This window comes from Shewanella sp. ZOR0012 (genome assembly GCF_000798835.1).
GTDB classification, from domain to species: domain Bacteria; phylum Pseudomonadota; class Gammaproteobacteria; order Enterobacterales; family Shewanellaceae; genus Shewanella; species Shewanella xiamenensis.
Genome location: NZ_JTLE01000094.1, coordinates 2,398,415 through 2,413,824, shown reverse-complemented (window position 1 = coordinate 2,413,824; position 15,410 = coordinate 2,398,415). Strand labels below are relative to the sequence as shown.

The window sequence follows — 15,410 nt, the reverse complement described above, 5'->3', positions numbered from 1 at the left end:
TGAACCCTGGGTGGGCTATAAACCCACGCCGGTTTTCAAGACCGGTGCATTAAACCACTCTGCCACCCCTCCGAACGATGCGCATAATATAAGTTAGTTTACTGACTGTAAAGCACTAACTGATAATTTTGCGCTAACTGCTCGTATTACATTCAATCTGCTTGATTTTGCTTCTTATCCACATTGATCCCAAGGCGAGCTGGATCCGGCGCAGTAAAGTGTTTGGCAAAATCGGCCCATGTTTGTTCGGTTTTTAACAGGTAACCCAAGATCACCACTAATGAACAGCTCAAAATGGCCCAACCTATGGCAACTTCTCCTGAGCTTGCCCAGAGCGCGACTAAGCTTGAGGCGCCAAAGGCGATAGTGATTTGCAAAAAGTTCTGTAATCCTGCCGCTTTAGCCGCATTTTGGGTAAATTGTTGCAAGGCGCTGTTCACGACGATGGGATAAATCGCCCCGTTCGCCGCTGCAAGTATCGAGAACGAAATCAGCAGTGGGAAAATAGTTTCCATCTTCATTAATAAGGTGAAAAATACAATTGAGATAACACAGAGTCCAAACATTGCCAGTAATACGTTGAGTGTACGGTCGGCACCAATACGTTTTATCAATAACTTACTCGCGTATCCGCCCACAATAAACATGATGGTTTGCGGAATAAAGCTAAGGCCAATCTCGGTTGCTTGATAGCCATGCTGCTCCATCACAATCGGCCATACCGTCAAGTAGGCAAAGAACGCACCTGAACACGCACCAAAAATCACTACGTTACCTAAATAACGGGTATTTTTCAAAATCTGCTTGTAGGAAACTGCGCTTGGCTTAGCATCCTGATGCGCTGCATGGCTCGGCACGAAGTATAAGGTCATCAGCACCAATAAAAAGGCAATCACACACAATGAGATAAAGATTGCACGCCATCCAAAATCGTTCAGAATATAAGCACCAAGGATTGGTGCTAATGCGGGTGACAATGCTACTAACGGCATAATATTGCTGAAGATCCCCTGAGCTTTTTCGGCATCATACTGTTCGACCACAATCGCTTGCCAAATAACGCCAGCACTACAGGCGCCAATGGCTTGGAAGAATCGAGCGATGTTCAACATCAGTATCGAGTCGCTATTGGCAATTGCAACACTGGACGCGGCAAAAATGCCAAGGCCGAGGATCAGGGCATAACGTTTGCCGAGTTTACTGACCAAAGGGCCATAAATCAGCTGCCCTAAGGCTAAACCAGCCAAGAAACAGGTGAGCGAAATCGCCACTTGTGAAGGTGAAGAATTGAACGAACTTTCAATTGCTTTGAAAGCAGGTAAATACATGTCTGTGGCAATAAAGCCTAACATGCTTAACAAGGCCAAATAGAATAAGAATATAAAAAACTTCATATTTACAAAGATATTACTAGATGTTTTCATAAAATAATCATGTCAAAAGACTTAAGGCGTGCAGTCTAAATACTTGTTAATTTGATTGGAAACGTTTATTTTTGACAGATGCTATCAATTATTTTCATCACAATGGATGTCAGCTATGCTCTCGGAACAAGCGTTAGAACTCATTGATATCGTGGCCCGGGTGGGGAGTTTTACAGCGGCAGCCAATCGACTGCACAAGGTCCCTTCAGCGGTCAGTTATGCCGTTAAGCAAATCGAAGAAGAACTCGGTGTTGTGTTATTTGAGCGCCACCACCGCAGCGTGACCTTAACCCCTGCGGGAGAGCATTTTGTTAAGCAAGCCAGAAACTTGCTGACTCAAATGGATGAGATGAAACGTGGCACTCAACGTGTGGCAAATGGTTGGCAACCCACACTGTCTATCGCCTTAGATAACATAGTCCGCGCCGACAGAATTAGCGTATTAATCGCCGACTTTTACCGTCATTTCCACGATATTGAGCTTATCATCCGCATAGAGGTCTTTAACGGGGTGTGGGAGGCGCTTGCGACCGGTCGAAGTGATATCGCCATTGGTGCAACCACCGCCATTCCCGTAGGTGGCGTATACCAATATAAAGACATGGGCGATATTCAATGGGCGTTTTTGGTGAGCAAAAACCATCCCTTAGCCAATATTGACCGACCTTTAACCGACGATGAATTACGCCCCTTCCCCTCCATCTGTTTGGAAGATACCTCGCGGGAAATTCCGAAACGCATGACCTGGTTATTGGAGAATCAGCGCAGACTCGTGGTGCCGGATTGGATCCGCGCGATTAACTGTTTTAGAGAGGGCCTCGGCATTGGCTATATGCCAGTTCATTTGGCCAGCGTCTTTATCAAAGCTGGCGCCTTGGTCGAAAAACAGCTTGAAAATCCTAAGCTGACTAGCCCCTGCTGTCTGGCTTGGAACGCCGATAAGATGTCGCCCGCCCTGGCCTGGGTGCTAGATTATTTAGGCGATACCGATAAATTACACCGTGAATGGCTGGCGTAATATTGCCGTATGATCACAGGATTAAGCTTGTTTTAAAGTCTTTGTGTTGCACTGTTGTAACGAAATACGGCTGAATCATCAGACAACACAGAAAAATCAGCCTTTACAACTTGTTATTTGTGGCGTGAATCCTTTAAGCCAAGCGCTGTTTTAGTTACTATGCAAACAGGATTACTGGATTTGCGAGATTAATGGGAACTCTCGTGCCCGTTAAAAATCAAAATGATCAGTTTGGATTCAAAAGCTAATGGAGAAAGATATGACTCAGCAAACCCTGTACTCAACGAGTGCATCCACCTTAGAAGTGAATAAACTTCTTAAAAACACTTATCTGTTACTGGCCATGACCCTCGCCTTTTCTGCATTGTGTGCAGGCTTAGCGATGGCGCTCAACATCAGCCCTCTGATGTCACTCGGTTTATCTATCGGCGGTTTAGTACTGCTATTTGTAACCTTACGAAAAGCCGATTCAGCGGCAGGCATCTTCTGGGTTTTTGCCTTTACTGGTATGGAAGGCGCCTCATTAGGTTACATGCTTAACCACTATGCTGGTATGACGAATGGCTCTGAGCTTATCATGCAAGCTCTTGGTTTAACATCAGTTATCTTTATTGCGCTCTCTGCCTACGCGGTAACGACGAAGAAAGATTTCTCTTTCCTACGTGGGTTCTTGTTCGCAGGATTGATTGTGGTGATCGCCGCTGCGCTGATTAACATTTTCGTGGGTAATAGTGTGGCCTTTATGGCGATTAACGCAGGTCTTGCGCTGTTAATGACCGGCTTTATCCTGTTCGATACTAGCCGTATCGTAAATGGTGGCGAGACTAACTATATCCGCGCCACTATCTCCTTGTATCTGGACTTTTTAAACCTGTTTATTGCCATTTTGCATTTGCTTGGCATTGGTAACGATGATTAATCCCCTTTTCGGGAAACTTACGCTAAAATGGCCCTACTTTTAGGGCCATTTTTTTTATGATGAGCAAATTTATTATCCAAGTAAACGGGCCAGCCTATGGCACGTCGGCAAGTGTGAATGCCCTACGTTTCACCCAAGCCTCCCTGCAAAGCGGACATGAGATTGTCTGCGTGTTTTTCTATCAGGATGGCGTGTATAACTCCACGGACTTTAACTTACCCGCATCCGATGAATATGATGTGGTTAAAGGCTGGAAACAACTGGCTGCCGAGCATCAAGTCTCGTTAGTTAACTGTGTTTCTGCGGCATTACGGCGCGGCATAGTCTCGCAGCAAGAGGCACAAGAGAACGGGCTAAGCCACTGGAATGTGGAACGTTCTTTTATTATGGGTGGACTGGGTGAACTGGTCACGGGAATTGAATCAGCCGATCGTTTGATCTGCTTTTAAGCTTCGGAAATGTTATGAAAAAAATCTGTATATTGTTCCGAAGCGCGCCCCATGGCACCACTAAAGGCCGCGAGGCCTTAGACTTTGCCCTGTTAAGCGCCAGTTTTGAGCAAGAAGTGAGTTTAGTGTTTGTCGATGAAGGCGTGCTTCATCTGCTTAAAGACCAACAACCCGAACTTATCGGTGGTAAAGATTACCTCGCGGCGTTAAAAGCGCTCCCGCTGTACGACATCGAATCGGTGTTCGCCTGCAAACAATCTTTAGGTGACTACGGCTTAAGCCATGGTTTGCTGTCGATTCCGGTGACAATCTTAAACGATGAAGCGATTTCAGCTCACTTAAAAGCTGTCGATGAGGTCTTAGTATTCTAATGATTTTACATCATATTCAAACCTCGCCCAGCCGAGACAATGCCCTCAAACTTTGCCTGCGTTATGCTTGCAAAGAGGATGCGATTTTACTCTCGAGTGATGGCGTAAATGCATTATTACTGCGCCAATGGGCCATGGCGCTATCACCCTTTAAGGTAATGGTGCTGAAAGACGATGTTATCGCCCGCGGCTTAACGGAACGTCTTAATAACATTAGTCAAATTGATTACAACGAGTTTGTCACTCAAGCTCTACAGCACGATAAGGTGATCACGTGGTAAATCCGCTTATATTTAACGGCGTCGAAATTGAACGCGACCATCAAGGCTATTTGAAGAATATCGCCGACTGGCACCCGGATATGGCGCAGCTGCTCGCTCATGAAGAACAAATTGAACTGACCAGTGCTCACTGGGAAGTGGTCAATTTTGTTCGGGATTTTTATCTGGAATATAAAACCAGCCCTGCGATTAGGGTGTTAGTTAAAGCCATTGGCCAAACCTTAGGCCCAGATAAAGGCAATTCCAAATACCTCTATACGCTGTTTCCCGTTGGCCCGGCTAAACAGGCGACAAAAATCGCAGGATTACCTAAACCCGCTAAATGCATCTGATGACGAAAGGCATATAGCATATATGCCTTCAATCATTACCCCTTAAGTACCCGCTTTTTCAAGCTTTTGCTTGATATCGGCGTATCTACATTTTTCCAAACGTCCGAAGCCTTGGAGTTTGCGAGCTTGCAAACGAGTCAAGATAGGTTGAGTCAGGCCTGCTAAAAACTGGCATTGGGTATCTAAGGACAAAGGTGCTAAGCCTTTGGCTTCTGCTGCGAGTTTTAACTCATTTAAATCGGCACAAATTTGCGTATCATCAGGCCATATTGGCTCTTCAGAATAGGTCAATTTAGCCACTCGGCCACGACAAACACTGCAATGACCACAGGATTGAGGTGCTGCATTATCGTCAAAATAGCGAGCTAAATTGTAATTTAAGCAACTTGTTAGCTCAAAAAATCGTACTAACTGTGCAATGCGAGCAATTTCTTTTACTTCTTTATCAGCAAAGTATTGATAGAGCTGCTCTGCTCGGTTTTCCTGTACTAAGCCTTGTTCATCGACTTGATAGACATCGGTGACTTGCTTTGTTTCTAATTCAATGAGTTGCTGACTCGCAAGATATTCTAACGCAGCCATTACTCGAGTTCGTTCAGCCCCCGTAGCCTGATACAGTGAAGAAAAATCCAAACTGCCCCAAATGCGCTTCATTTGGGTGTGGGCGAAAATATCAGTTAAAAATGCCTGCCGTTCGGGTGAAAACTGATGCAAAAATTGCTCTTGCGGCACAATAAAACGGTAACGAATATCGGCGTAATAGGCATAAAGTGGTTTGATGATGCCTTGCATTTCAAGCTGCACGAGTAACGTTTTCAGAGGGAGTTGTCTAATATTACTCACAGTTGACAGTTGATGAAGTTGCAGTTCCCAACGTCCATTGTGGGTTTCTTCGCGAATGTTATTAATTACAGCCTTAATACTTGCCAGTTCAGGCGTATCGCCATAAACAAAGTTTTCGACAGTGTTGATCCCATCCAAATTGGCTAAAGTGACGCAATGGGAAAGTTGTCCATCACGCCCTGCGCGGCCAATTTCTTGGCAGTAATTTTCAATAGATTTTGGTAAGTCATAGTGGATCACAAAACGAATATTGCTTTTATCAATCCCCATTCCAAAGGCGATGGTCGCAACAACGATGTTGATATTGCCCTGCATAAAGTCCTGCTGAATTTGCTGGCGTTTCTCATCCTCAAACCCAGCATGATAGGCGCTTGCTTCAAATCCCATACGGCAAAGTTCAGCGGCCACCTCCTCTGCCGTATGCTGCAAAGTCACATAGACAATTCCTGCACCGATAACATGTTGTAACTGCTGTTGTAGTGCGGCCAGCTTGTGCTGACTTGCTACAGGTAGTACTGTCAAGTCGAGATTAGCACGATAAAAGCCTGTTTGAACAATGTGTTGTGGCTTAATATCAAAACGCGCCGCCATATCAAGCTTTACTTTACGTGTTGCAGTGGCCGTGAGTAACAGCACCAATGGAATCGCTAATTCGCGGCGATAATCGGGGAGTTTTAAATAATCGGGGCGAAAGTTATGTCCCCATTCTGAGATACAGTGCGCTTCATCAACAACTAGCATAGAAATCGGAATTGATTGAATAAATTGCCTAAATCGCTCATTTTTAAATCGCTCCACCGAAACCATTAGCAATTTTAACTCGCCTGAGCGAGCCTCACGCATCACCTGTTGAGTCATTTCTGGTGTTAAGGTCGAATCAATACTCGCCGCTTTAATGCCCTTCTGTTGTAAAAAACTTAATTGATCTTTAATCAAAGCCAACAATGGCGAAACCACTAAGGTTAAATGGGGAAGTTGTAGCGCGGTAAATTGATAGCAGAGCGATTTTCCTGAGCCAGTAGGAAAAATCGCCAGGCTCGACTGGCCAGCTAATAGCTGAGAGATAACCTCACCTTGACCCTGTCTAAATCCTGCAAAGCCAAATTGTTGCTGTAATAGTGGTATCAAGGTTGATACATCATCGGGCTGAGGTGCTGAATAAGACATTGAAAAATCCTTGTACCCTATCATATAGACAGGGTCTGCGACTGAAGAAATGCTGAGAACGATTAGACCTTGTCGCTATGACTTTCTGGCTAAATATAAATTGATAAATGCGGTGAGCTTATCGTTAAAGACCTCTTCAAATGTATCGAGATCTTGACCTAATGTATTGAAGTATTGGGAAACTTGAGAACGTGACAAATTTTTATGATCAACCGTGTATTCCATTTCTGGCATGGTTTTATCGTAACGAGGCACTAAGGTCCACGTCACTAAATCAACAGCAAAATGCTTCATGGCCTGCTGTGCTAAGGTACAAAAAGCTTCAATATGTTCGCGGCCATCGGGCCCGAGACAACCAGGTTCAACTCGGCAAAGTACTGATAGCTTTTTTGGCATATTATTTCCCTATGTCACAAACTTCTGCTAGAAGCATTGTCCAACGTTGTGCGATTAACGCCAGCGTCATCGTTAACTTCAGTTTAGTTTACGTCACTAAACCAAAAAGTCACGTATTGAAGATGGTAAACATAGCCGTTGGTTGATATGAACATTATTTAAAAGGTTTCTTCTTCATTTGCGGCAGAAACAGTAGCGGCATGTTCTGATAATAACGTATCAAGTGCTTGATCAAAACTATCTAAACGCTCAAGTTCCATATAACGCTTTAAGCGTAAGATAATATCCTTGCTAACTTCGATGTGGGACTTTTTCTGACGCTTTTTTATCTGGGAAAGTTCTTTGCGAACCATGCGCCATCCTAAATCACTAAAATATTGATTCAGCATTCGATTCACTTGCTGTAATTGAACATCTACGGTTTGATTTTTCTTACGTAATTGAACCAGTATATTTATGTTAGCGATTAACTCAGTATAACTTGTAGGTGAATGCATCAATAAGTTAAACCATCCTGCCTTTTCCCCTACCACATCTGGATGAACCATACGATAAATTAACGGTAAGGCAAATACTAATTCTGCTTTATCCAATAACCGTAATTTTCGCCCCGAGGTTGGTGCTTCTTGATGATATTCCCAAAAATAGGCTGTCGTCATTTATGCAAAACCTGTTGTTAACGGATAAGCCCATGATATCGATAAACACCATAAAATAAAAGAATGGTTACACCATTTTATCGATCGTTTTTGCTATAACCTTCTTCTCGCTTAAAAGCTGTACGGTTAAGGCGGAGGTTCATCTTGGTAATCATGGCTAATATTATGTTTTTAAAAGACTAAATTTTAACCAGCTCAGCACAAACAATCATTCTGTCTTAAATTTAGTCAACATTAATCATCAATAAAATGGTGTAACCATATTTAAATATTTTAATTAATCCTTACTACTTTATGGCAAGCATTAAATATCAAGTAGAGTGTTTTATCGCCAACACTAAGTTCAACACCATTTATGGAATAATATTTAAGCAATAATGTGAATCACAGTAAATGATGGTTGAATTTTCATATAAAAATAAATTTCACTCTATTTTGCCCTAGCCCTCTCTAAACTGTTTTATTTATAACCTATTTGTGCATTTTAACCTCATATAACTCGACTACCAGTGATAATGACGATTATCACTGGTAGTAATAGCAAAGATTTACGTATAATTGCGCCAGTTTTATCGGCAGTGAAAATCGCTCTAATGTCAAAAACGAATCGATTTTATCCAATAGATGTTAATCAGCAACCCGTAGGGGTAAACACTCATTTAACAAAGAAACTTACACAAGCTGATAATGCATTTTTTGAAGAAAGTGCACTTCCCCAATCTGTGCATAATGACTTTTATAATGCAGCAGCCGAAACTGAATTTGAAATATCCAGCAATACTCGCCGTGTATACCAAACGAGCTTCAGTCTATTTGCACAATATTGCTTAGAACACAGATTACAATCATTACCGACTGATCCAAGAAGCGTTATTTCTTTTATTGGTCATCAAAAAGAATTGCTAATGGCCGACACTGGGATGCAGCTTTCTAAGCAAACCTTAACCACTCGGTTAGCCGCGATTCGTTACTATCACATACAAGCGGGTTTTCCGTCACCCACTGAGCACCCGCTGGTGCTCCGAGTCATGCGCGGTTTGAGTCGTAATCACAATCGCCGAGTGCAAGATTATGATCAACAACCGATAATGTACGATGAAGTAGAGTTACTGCTCCAAGCGGTTGAGCAACAACCTCATCCTCTGCTGCGTTCAAGGGATAAGGCTATTATTCAACTCGGTTTACAAGGAGGATTTCGCCGTTCTGAGTTGGCGAATTTGAAGGTGCAATATTTAAGTTTTATGCGGGATAAATTAAAAGTACGCCTGCCATTTTCTAAAAGTAATCAGCAAGGATTAAGAGAATGGAAAAATTTACCTGATTCTGAACCTTTCGCCGCTTATCATGCAGTAAAAGCATGGTTACATGAAAGTCAGATTAATGATGGGCATTTATTTCGCTCTATCTCTCGTGATGGAAAAACCTTAAGACCTTATCAAGTGAAAGATAATAACAAGTCCAATACCACATTTAACCGAAATAGTGGATTCTTAAATGGAGACGATATTTATCGAATTATCAAACAATATTGCGTAAAAGCAGGATTACCCGCTCAATACTACGGCGCACATAGTTTACGCAGCGGATGCGTAACACAACTACATGAAAACAATAAGGATACACTATATATCATGGCACGAACTGGTCATACGGATCCGCGTTCATTGCGCCATTATCTAAAACCGAAAGAAGATTAACCATTTTATTAGTCCATAATTCACAATACTGTATTTAAGATATTTTTAAGTTAAGTCTTGCAAATGTTTATGGTTAGTCATTGCAGTATTCCTGTAATATAAATGCCGTTTTGGTGTCATATAAGTACTTTAGGCTAAGTCACGAAATTAATTATCCGTACTAGCTGGAGTAAAATATGAGCAAGGCTACCTTTGATCCTACACGCTATAATAAAAGTAATAACGAACCTTTTAACCAAGTGTTGGATAAACATTTATCTCGTCGTAATTTTGTCAAAAGTGGATTAGGTCTAGGGGCCATGACCGCCTTTGCAGGTATAGGATTGACGGGATGTGGTTCTGACAATTCCTCCTCCCCCACCCCAGTTGATCCCGTGCCACCATTACCACCTAGCAAAAGTAGCGCTAAGCTTAATTTTACCTCAGTCAAAGGCGCACGTTTAGATGCTGTAGTCGTACCTGAGGGGTATACCGCCCAAGTCCTTGCACCTTGGGGGACACCATTAAATTCTAAAGCTGCACCTTGGAAAGCGGATGGCAGTAATACCGCAGATGACCAAGCCAACGCTGTCGGTATGCACCATGACGGAATGCATTTTTTCCCATTGAATGACGCTGGTGATGATGGTTTATTGTGTATTAACCATGAATATATTGATGAAATAGCCCTACATCCCAATGGTCCAACGGTCGATGCAACAACGGGATTACGAACCATTGTCGATGAAGTTCGCAAGGAAATTAATGCCCATGGAGTGTCAGTGGTTAGAATCAAATTCACGAATAATCAATGGGAAGTAATTTATAACGATCGCCATAATCGCCGTTTTACCGGCGCGACAGTAATGGATATCGCCGGTCCTCTAGCTTATTCTTCACTGCTTGAAACCCGATACTCCCCCGATGGTAGCCAAGCTCGTGGTACTTTAAATAACTGTGGTAATGGTTATACCCCTTGGGGCACTTACCTCACATGTGAGGAAAATTGGCCTGAATATTTTGTTAACCGTGGCTCTCTCACTCCAGATCAAATTCGCATTGGGATCAGTAAAACCTCCAGTCGTTATGGCTGGGATGATCTTGCCGGCCAAGATGAAGAACGCCTTGATGAATTTAGCCGCTTTGATGTGACCCCAAAGGAAACGAGCGCGCAGGACGATTATCGCAATGAAGCCAATGGCCATGGTTATATCGTCGAAATAGATCCATACAATCCCACATCCCGCGCAATTAAGCGCACTGCCTTAGGGCGTTTCCGTCACGAAGGTTGTACTTTTGGTAAGTTGAGCGAAGGTAAACCCGTGGTATTTTATTCTGGTCATGATGCGCGTTTTGAGTACCTCTATAAATTCGTGTCGGCAGCACCTTGGGACCCACAAGATGCCAACAGCAGCAATCGCCTTGAAGTTGGCGATAAATATATGAACGAAGGCACATTATATGCGGCTAAGTTTAATGAAAATGGCGTTGGTGCTTGGCTACCGTTGACCTTAGCTAGCCAAACGACTGATGGCAAAACCTTAGGTGACACCTTTGCAAGTCTGGCTGAGATTATTCTTAATACCGCTGGAGCAGCAGATTTACTAGGGGCAACGCCGATGGATCGTCCAGAGTGGTGCGCAGTCGATCCTTTCACAGGTTCAGCCTATTTAACACTGACAAATAACTCGAAACGTACCGAAGCCAACCCCGCAAATCCAAGATTGAAAAATAACTTTGGACATATTATTCGTTGGGATGAAGCTGAGAAAGAGACTGAATTTACCTGGGATATTTTTGTCTTTGGCTCGCCAAGTGATGGTAATGCCGAGACTAATTTATCTGGCTTAACGGATCTAAACCAATTTGCCAGCCCAGATGGCCTTGCCTTTGATAAACGCGGGATCTTATGGGTACAAACCGATAATGGTGCTGAAGAAGTCGCCGAAGAAACGAACGATCAAATGCTGGCGATTGTCCCTTCGACGCTGCTTGATAGTGCCAATAAGCAAGCGAGTTTAACGAGCAATAACCAAATGGAGTTAAAACGCTTTTTTGTAGGTCCCAACGATTGTGAAGTCACAGGTTTTGCTATAAGCCCTGATTATACCTCGGTATTTGCCAACATCCAGCATCCGGGAAACTGGCCTTATTCAAACAACGCTGCTGAAGTCACGCCTACAGGTGTCGTGCTTCGCCCTCGCGCGGCCACTGTGGTGATCCGTAAACTCGATGGCAAAGAAGTCGCCGTTTAATTTATCGACTAAAGCATCAGATAAAGCACATCAATCCCCTCACTCGAGGGGATTTTCTATAAATCACAACTCCAACGTCGCAGCGCGATAAGCCGCTTCAAAGGCATCGGTAAACTCGCTGATCGGTAGAATATCTTCACGGCAGCGACGGTTGCGCCCAAGTAATGATGACTCGACAAACAGATCGAACCATGTGGTTAATGCTTTACCATTTGCCTCTTCACCCATCGCAGCCAATGCCAGTGAAGCAACTTCTGCCGTCCCCAATTGAAAATCGTGACTGCCCTTACGTAGTGCGTAAGTCGCTAACGTATTAGGATCAAAAGACAAGATAGGTAAATCTTGCAGATAAGCGCTCTTACGAAACATTTTAATGGCTTCTCGCCAACTGCCATCGAGCATAATCAATAAAGGGCGTTTACCGTTCGCCAGCGTAGCCATGGGTACTTGGCTTAATACGGTTTGGCCTGGGTTAGCATATTGGGCGGGAAACACTAAAAACGGCTGATAATGCTCGTTGCTTAACAGTGCTAGCATCTCAGCTGCTGGCTCGGTACGCGACCACAGAAACGCATAGGTATCAGGGATCAGATCCGCAATTAAGCGGCCACTATTGGTTGGCTTGATGACCTCGTCGTTATACATGATCAGCAGAAAGCTCGCCTGAGTGGTTAACTGCCTGCGCAGCGAACAAGTACAAAATTGCGCACCTAACAAACACAAAGGACAACGGATGAGTTTTTTGCCGCGAGCGCCAAAAGGCTTAGTTGAAATGGATTTGCGATATTCATATAAGCGATGTACAGCGTGTGGGGCAAGAGCCATAGCAACCAATTCTCAATCAAACTCGTTTTAAAAGGCAGTACACAAGGTGTGCCATTATGCCGCGGAGGCGCAGTGTATCCTTTGGCCGATAAAGGTGCAATTGTGGAAGAGTAATAAAGTCTCATACTCAGGCAACTCGTTTTGGGACATTAAAGCGTGTCAGAACGTCGACTGTATCAGGTGAATTTCGGATAAAAATTTCTATGGGTTAACGCCCCGTGCATGCGCGCGAACTTGTGAGCGTCGCTGCAGCCGAAGGCTGCAAATGACGCGGCTTGTTATGTGTGAATTTCAAATCGAAGCTCCCCGCCAAATATTTTTATATTTCCAAAATCACCTGTAAGCTCAAATCCACCATCGACCACCTGCAATGTATCAATGTTGCCATAATCAATTGACCCATCTGAATCAGTTGATGACATTACGGCTGACTTGGGTTTTAAACCAATAACGGAAACTGTATTAACGAATTGAAGTATTGCTTTTCGGTAACACGTATATTCATTTAGCTTTGGCTCAGCATAATATTTGGACTCTGGCCAGATGCTGGCCTCCAGCTCAAAGTACAAGCTGTTATTCTCATAGCTCCAATCTAAAACGAAAGAATCATTGAGATCGATACCGTTGAATACTTCCATTTGATGCCAATCCATAGTCATTCACACATAACGCGCGCCTTAACGGCGAGCAACTTGTTGCGAGTCCAGCGGCCGCAGGCGCGGTGTGCTGGCGTTTGTTAGGCATTTTTGCCAATTTTTGTTTTAGTTAAAAAGACAGAAAATATAAATACGGTACTAAGCAAGGAATAAAATATAATCGGATCCCCCCATATGGATTGACTTAAAAATCCATAACAATGATAGGAAACATAGGCAGCAGCCCAAAATGCTGTTTCCCGACCAAAAATAAAATCGACAATATAAAGAAGTCCGCCATCTTTAGGGTGAAAAAATTCTATAGTTCCCCGGAGAATCAATAGATATGCAGCGACAATTATTGGAATAAAAACCAATTGCCTAAGACGCGATCTAAAACTCTTCATCATATTTAAGTGCCTAACGCTTTGCTAATGGGCTGCCGCAGCGTAGGCAGTCCAGTGGAGGCCACGGCTTTTTGTGGTCGGAACGAAATTAAGCAACTTGTTAGGTATCATTCGGCTTGTCAAACCAATGACTAGGTATATTTTTACCCAAAATTAACAAGCTAACTCCTTGCTTGAAAGACCATTTTTTATAAAGGCAAATCAAATAAATTACAAAACACAAACTAAAAATAAAATCCAAGAACATGATAGATAAGAGTAAATAATCAAATGAGTCCAAACTTGCACCTGGAGTACCGGGAGCGTCCATGTCCACTCCTAAAAAATCGGCAACCCAATTACTAATGTAATACGTTGGTATGCTTGAAATCACTATAGCTAAGCAAGTAAACAGGGTTCCGTAAACATGATAACGAACCTTTAAATTTGAATAATTCTCGAAGCTCACGTCATATACCTAACGCTCGCAGCACAGGCCGAAACCCGCGCAGCGGTTGAGGTCCAGGCCACGCAGTGGCCGCTTGTGACTGCGCTTGTTATATAACATGCTAATTTTTACCACCGACTAACATGCCGATAGCAACGAGTATTGCCCCTACTGCTAATGCGGGAAGCCTAAATTGCGTCCAATCAAATGAATTCTCAGCCGTAGACACGACCTTTAAGTAAGTATCATCAGACGATGATTGAAATGTCTCAACCGGTAAGAAGTCTACCGCGAAGGCCGCGATAGCATATAAAAGAACTAAACAGCCAATGATGATCAGGGCTTTACTCACTTGAATCTGCCTCTTGTTATATAACGCCCCAAGCAGGGGCAACTTTTAAGCTGGCAAAAATAGGAGCGAAGCGACGGGAGCCAGCTTAAAATTGTCCCATTGACTTGGCTTGTTAGCTGCTTAACGCTCGAATCCAATTCTAGACAGAATATTACCTTGTAAATTATACAAACCACTTGGTTTACCTATTCCGTTGTTTCCAATACTTGTTTCACTCTCAATGACACTATTAAGGTAGCGAAAAATTCTCTCTGAGGTTTTTTCTTCACCTTTACATTGTGCTAACTCTATAAGTGCACCGCCTTTAAATTTTTTTGCACCAATTACTGCTAGTTCGTTTTGATCAACTTTAGTGGTTTCAACCCTTGCTCCTAACTCTTGGTCAGGGACAATTTCATACTGATATAAAAAGTACTCTCTGGTTTGAGGGCATTGAACACCTAAAATAAACTCAGCCTGATAAGCTGTAAACAACCTACTCATAGAGCCATGTTCTCTAGCTTTATTTAATACCGCTTCAATAGAATGGCAGATTACTTGAGATACATACTCGGCGGTTAAAATTGTGTCTAAATGACTATCTAAAAACATAGATTCGTCATAATTAGTTTGTCTTAAGTGCTTATTAGCTTCACATGACATAACTATTTGATAGCTACCATTGTAATAAGTAGGAAATAATCCTGTTAAATGATTCCTCATTGAGTTGATCAAATGCTGAGCAACTAAAGAGCTTCCTGCAAACGCAACACTACAAGCGCCTTCATACCTATTGCCTAGATAACCATTAAACCACTCACCACAGAAATTTAACCCCTTAACTCGAATTGGAATCTCAATTACTTTTTTAAAGCCCTTCACTAGGACATGATTGTTCTGTGTGATATGAGAGTCTGCGGCAAAATAAATCCCCTCTTCAAATCCACCTGAACTATGACCAGCAAGTATAAGTGTCATTTTAAATCCCTTGGCAG

General features: G+C 43.0%; 18 protein-coding genes. 8 read left to right on the top strand and 10 right to left on the bottom strand.

The window, feature by feature from the left end:
- Positions 1–152 precede the first annotated feature (152 nt).
- Positions 153–1,424 (bottom strand): purine nucleoside transporter PunC, encoded by a 1,272-nt coding sequence (gene punC, locus L976_RS12235; protein ID WP_047537064.1) that lies wholly within the window; start codon positions 1,422–1,424, stop codon positions 153–155.
- 115 nt (positions 1,425–1,539) lie between these two features.
- Here punC and punR point away from each other — a divergent pair, with 115 nt between their 5' ends.
- The 6 genes from punR (at position 1,540) to L976_RS12205 (ending at position 4,794) form a co-directional block, all read left to right on the top strand.
- The gene (gene punR, locus L976_RS12230) at positions 1,540–2,442 is read left to right on the top strand and encodes a DNA-binding transcriptional activator PunR (protein ID WP_037418958.1); all 903 of its coding nucleotides are present in this window, start codon (positions 1,540–1,542) and stop codon (positions 2,440–2,442) included.
- A 259-nt stretch (positions 2,443–2,701) separates the two neighbouring features.
- A complete protein-coding gene (locus L976_RS12225; RefSeq protein WP_037418955.1) occupies positions 2,702–3,361 on the top strand; it encodes a Bax inhibitor-1/YccA family protein in 660 nt (219 codons plus the stop codon).
- A gap of 59 nt (positions 3,362–3,420) precedes the next feature.
- Complete coding sequence (tusD, locus tag L976_RS12220) at positions 3,421–3,810, top strand: sulfurtransferase complex subunit TusD (protein WP_047540451.1); 390 nt, start codon at positions 3,421–3,423, stop codon at positions 3,808–3,810.
- A 14-nt stretch (positions 3,811–3,824) separates the two neighbouring features.
- Positions 3,825–4,181: a sulfurtransferase complex subunit TusC gene (gene tusC / locus L976_RS12215; RefSeq protein ID WP_011622737.1), complete on the top strand. Its 357-nt coding sequence runs from the start codon at positions 3,825–3,827 to the stop codon at positions 4,179–4,181.
- Entirely contained in the window at positions 4,181–4,462 is a 282-nt protein-coding gene (gene tusB / locus L976_RS12210) for a sulfurtransferase complex subunit TusB (RefSeq protein ID WP_037418953.1), read from the top strand. Before tusC ends, tusB begins: the two co-directional genes overlap by 1 nt.
- On the top strand, positions 4,456–4,794 hold the full coding sequence (locus tag L976_RS12205) for a TusE/DsrC/DsvC family sulfur relay protein (RefSeq protein WP_047537057.1): 339 nt from the start codon (positions 4,456–4,458) through the stop codon (positions 4,792–4,794). The genes tusB and L976_RS12205 overlap by 7 nt, the downstream gene beginning before the upstream one ends.
- Before the next feature lie 42 nt (positions 4,795–4,836).
- On the opposite strand, the gene L976_RS12200 is transcribed toward L976_RS12205, so the two are convergent.
- The 3 genes from L976_RS12200 to L976_RS12190 all read right to left on the bottom strand — a co-directional run bounded on the left by L976_RS12200 (position 4,837) and on the right by L976_RS12190 (position 7,859).
- Positions 4,837–6,804 carry a RecQ family ATP-dependent DNA helicase gene (locus L976_RS12200; protein ID WP_047537054.1) on the bottom strand — a complete coding sequence of 656 codons (1,968 nt, stop codon included), beginning with the start codon at positions 6,802–6,804 and terminating at the stop codon, positions 4,837–4,839.
- Positions 6,805–6,879: 75 nt separating this feature from the next.
- A complete protein-coding gene (locus L976_RS12195) occupies positions 6,880–7,200 on the bottom strand; it encodes a hypothetical protein (protein ID WP_037418945.1) in 321 nt (106 codons plus the stop codon).
- Positions 7,201–7,358: 158 nt separating this feature from the next.
- Positions 7,359–7,859, bottom strand: coding sequence for a hypothetical protein (locus tag L976_RS12190; RefSeq protein ID WP_037428080.1), 501 nt, complete (start codon positions 7,857–7,859; stop codon positions 7,359–7,361).
- Positions 7,860–8,452: 593 nt separating this feature from the next.
- Here L976_RS12190 and L976_RS12185 point away from each other — a divergent pair.
- Positions 8,453–9,556, top strand: coding sequence for a tyrosine-type recombinase/integrase (locus L976_RS12185; RefSeq protein WP_052184068.1), 1,104 nt, complete (start codon positions 8,453–8,455; stop codon positions 9,554–9,556).
- Positions 9,557–9,732: 176 nt separating this feature from the next.
- Positions 9,733–11,790 carry a PhoX family protein gene (locus tag L976_RS12180; RefSeq protein WP_047537052.1) on the top strand — a complete coding sequence of 686 codons (2,058 nt, stop codon included), beginning with the start codon at positions 9,733–9,735 and terminating at the stop codon, positions 11,788–11,790.
- A gap of 63 nt (positions 11,791–11,853) precedes the next feature.
- Here the strand turns inward: L976_RS12180 and L976_RS12175 are convergent, their stop codons facing one another.
- The 6 genes from L976_RS12175 to L976_RS12150 all read right to left on the bottom strand — a co-directional run.
- The gene (locus L976_RS12175; RefSeq protein ID WP_047537049.1) at positions 11,854–12,615 is read right to left on the bottom strand and encodes a tRNA-uridine aminocarboxypropyltransferase; all 762 of its coding nucleotides are present in this window, start codon (positions 12,613–12,615) and stop codon (positions 11,854–11,856) included.
- Between the two features lie 278 nt (positions 12,616–12,893).
- Positions 12,894–13,268, bottom strand: a complete 375-nt coding sequence (locus L976_RS12170) for a hypothetical protein (RefSeq protein ID WP_139122658.1) — start codon at positions 13,266–13,268, stop codon at positions 12,894–12,896.
- Between the two features lie 83 nt (positions 13,269–13,351).
- Positions 13,352–13,660: a hypothetical protein gene (locus L976_RS12165; RefSeq protein ID WP_047537046.1), complete on the bottom strand. Its 309-nt coding sequence runs from the start codon at positions 13,658–13,660 to the stop codon at positions 13,352–13,354.
- Between the two features lie 97 nt (positions 13,661–13,757).
- Positions 13,758–13,967, bottom strand: a complete 210-nt coding sequence (locus L976_RS12160) for a hypothetical protein (RefSeq protein ID WP_047537043.1) — start codon at positions 13,965–13,967, stop codon at positions 13,758–13,760.
- 238 nt (positions 13,968–14,205) lie between these two features.
- The gene (locus L976_RS12155) at positions 14,206–14,436 is read right to left on the bottom strand and encodes a hypothetical protein (RefSeq protein ID WP_047537040.1); all 231 of its coding nucleotides are present in this window, start codon (positions 14,434–14,436) and stop codon (positions 14,206–14,208) included.
- A 120-nt stretch (positions 14,437–14,556) separates the two neighbouring features.
- A partial coding sequence (locus L976_RS12150) for a hypothetical protein (protein WP_231570496.1) occupies positions 14,557–15,410 on the bottom strand: 854 nt, incomplete at its 5' end.

What these genes read in the sequence shown, in the direction of transcription:
- L976_RS12170 (WP_139122658.1), bottom strand. Translation starts at nt 13,268, where the DNA reads ATGGATTGGCATCAAATGGAAGTATTCAACGGTATCGATCTCAATGAT.
- punR (WP_037418958.1), top strand. Translation starts at nt 1,540, where the DNA reads ATGCTCTCGGAACAAGCGTTAGAACTCATTGATATCGTGGCCCGGGTG.
- L976_RS12175 (WP_047537049.1), bottom strand. Translation starts at nt 12,615, where the DNA reads ATGGCTCTTGCCCCACACGCTGTACATCGCTTATATGAATATCGCAAA.
- tusC (WP_011622737.1), top strand. Translation starts at nt 3,825, where the DNA reads ATGAAAAAAATCTGTATATTGTTCCGAAGCGCGCCCCATGGCACCACT.
- L976_RS12200 (WP_047537054.1), bottom strand. Translation starts at nt 6,804, where the DNA reads ATGTCTTATTCAGCACCTCAGCCCGATGATGTATCAACCTTGATACCA.
- L976_RS12160 (WP_047537043.1), bottom strand. Translation starts at nt 13,967, where the DNA reads ATGGACGCTCCCGGTACTCCAGGTGCAAGTTTGGACTCATTTGATTAT.
- L976_RS12195 (WP_037418945.1), bottom strand. Translation starts at nt 7,200, where the DNA reads ATGCCAAAAAAGCTATCAGTACTTTGCCGAGTTGAACCTGGTTGTCTC.
- L976_RS12190 (WP_037428080.1), bottom strand. Translation starts at nt 7,859, where the DNA reads ATGACGACAGCCTATTTTTGGGAATATCATCAAGAAGCACCAACCTCG.
- L976_RS12165 (WP_047537046.1), bottom strand. Translation starts at nt 13,660, where the DNA reads ATGATGAAGAGTTTTAGATCGCGTCTTAGGCAATTGGTTTTTATTCCA.
- L976_RS12185 (WP_052184068.1), top strand. Translation starts at nt 8,453, where the DNA reads ATGTCAAAAACGAATCGATTTTATCCAATAGATGTTAATCAGCAACCC.
- punC (WP_047537064.1), bottom strand. Translation starts at nt 1,424, where the DNA reads ATGAAAACATCTAGTAATATCTTTGTAAATATGAAGTTTTTTATATTC.
- tusB (WP_037418953.1), top strand. Translation starts at nt 4,181, where the DNA reads ATGATTTTACATCATATTCAAACCTCGCCCAGCCGAGACAATGCCCTC.
- L976_RS12225 (WP_037418955.1), top strand. Translation starts at nt 2,702, where the DNA reads ATGACTCAGCAAACCCTGTACTCAACGAGTGCATCCACCTTAGAAGTG.
- L976_RS12180 (WP_047537052.1), top strand. Translation starts at nt 9,733, where the DNA reads ATGAGCAAGGCTACCTTTGATCCTACACGCTATAATAAAAGTAATAAC.
- tusD (WP_047540451.1), top strand. Translation starts at nt 3,421, where the DNA reads ATGAGCAAATTTATTATCCAAGTAAACGGGCCAGCCTATGGCACGTCG.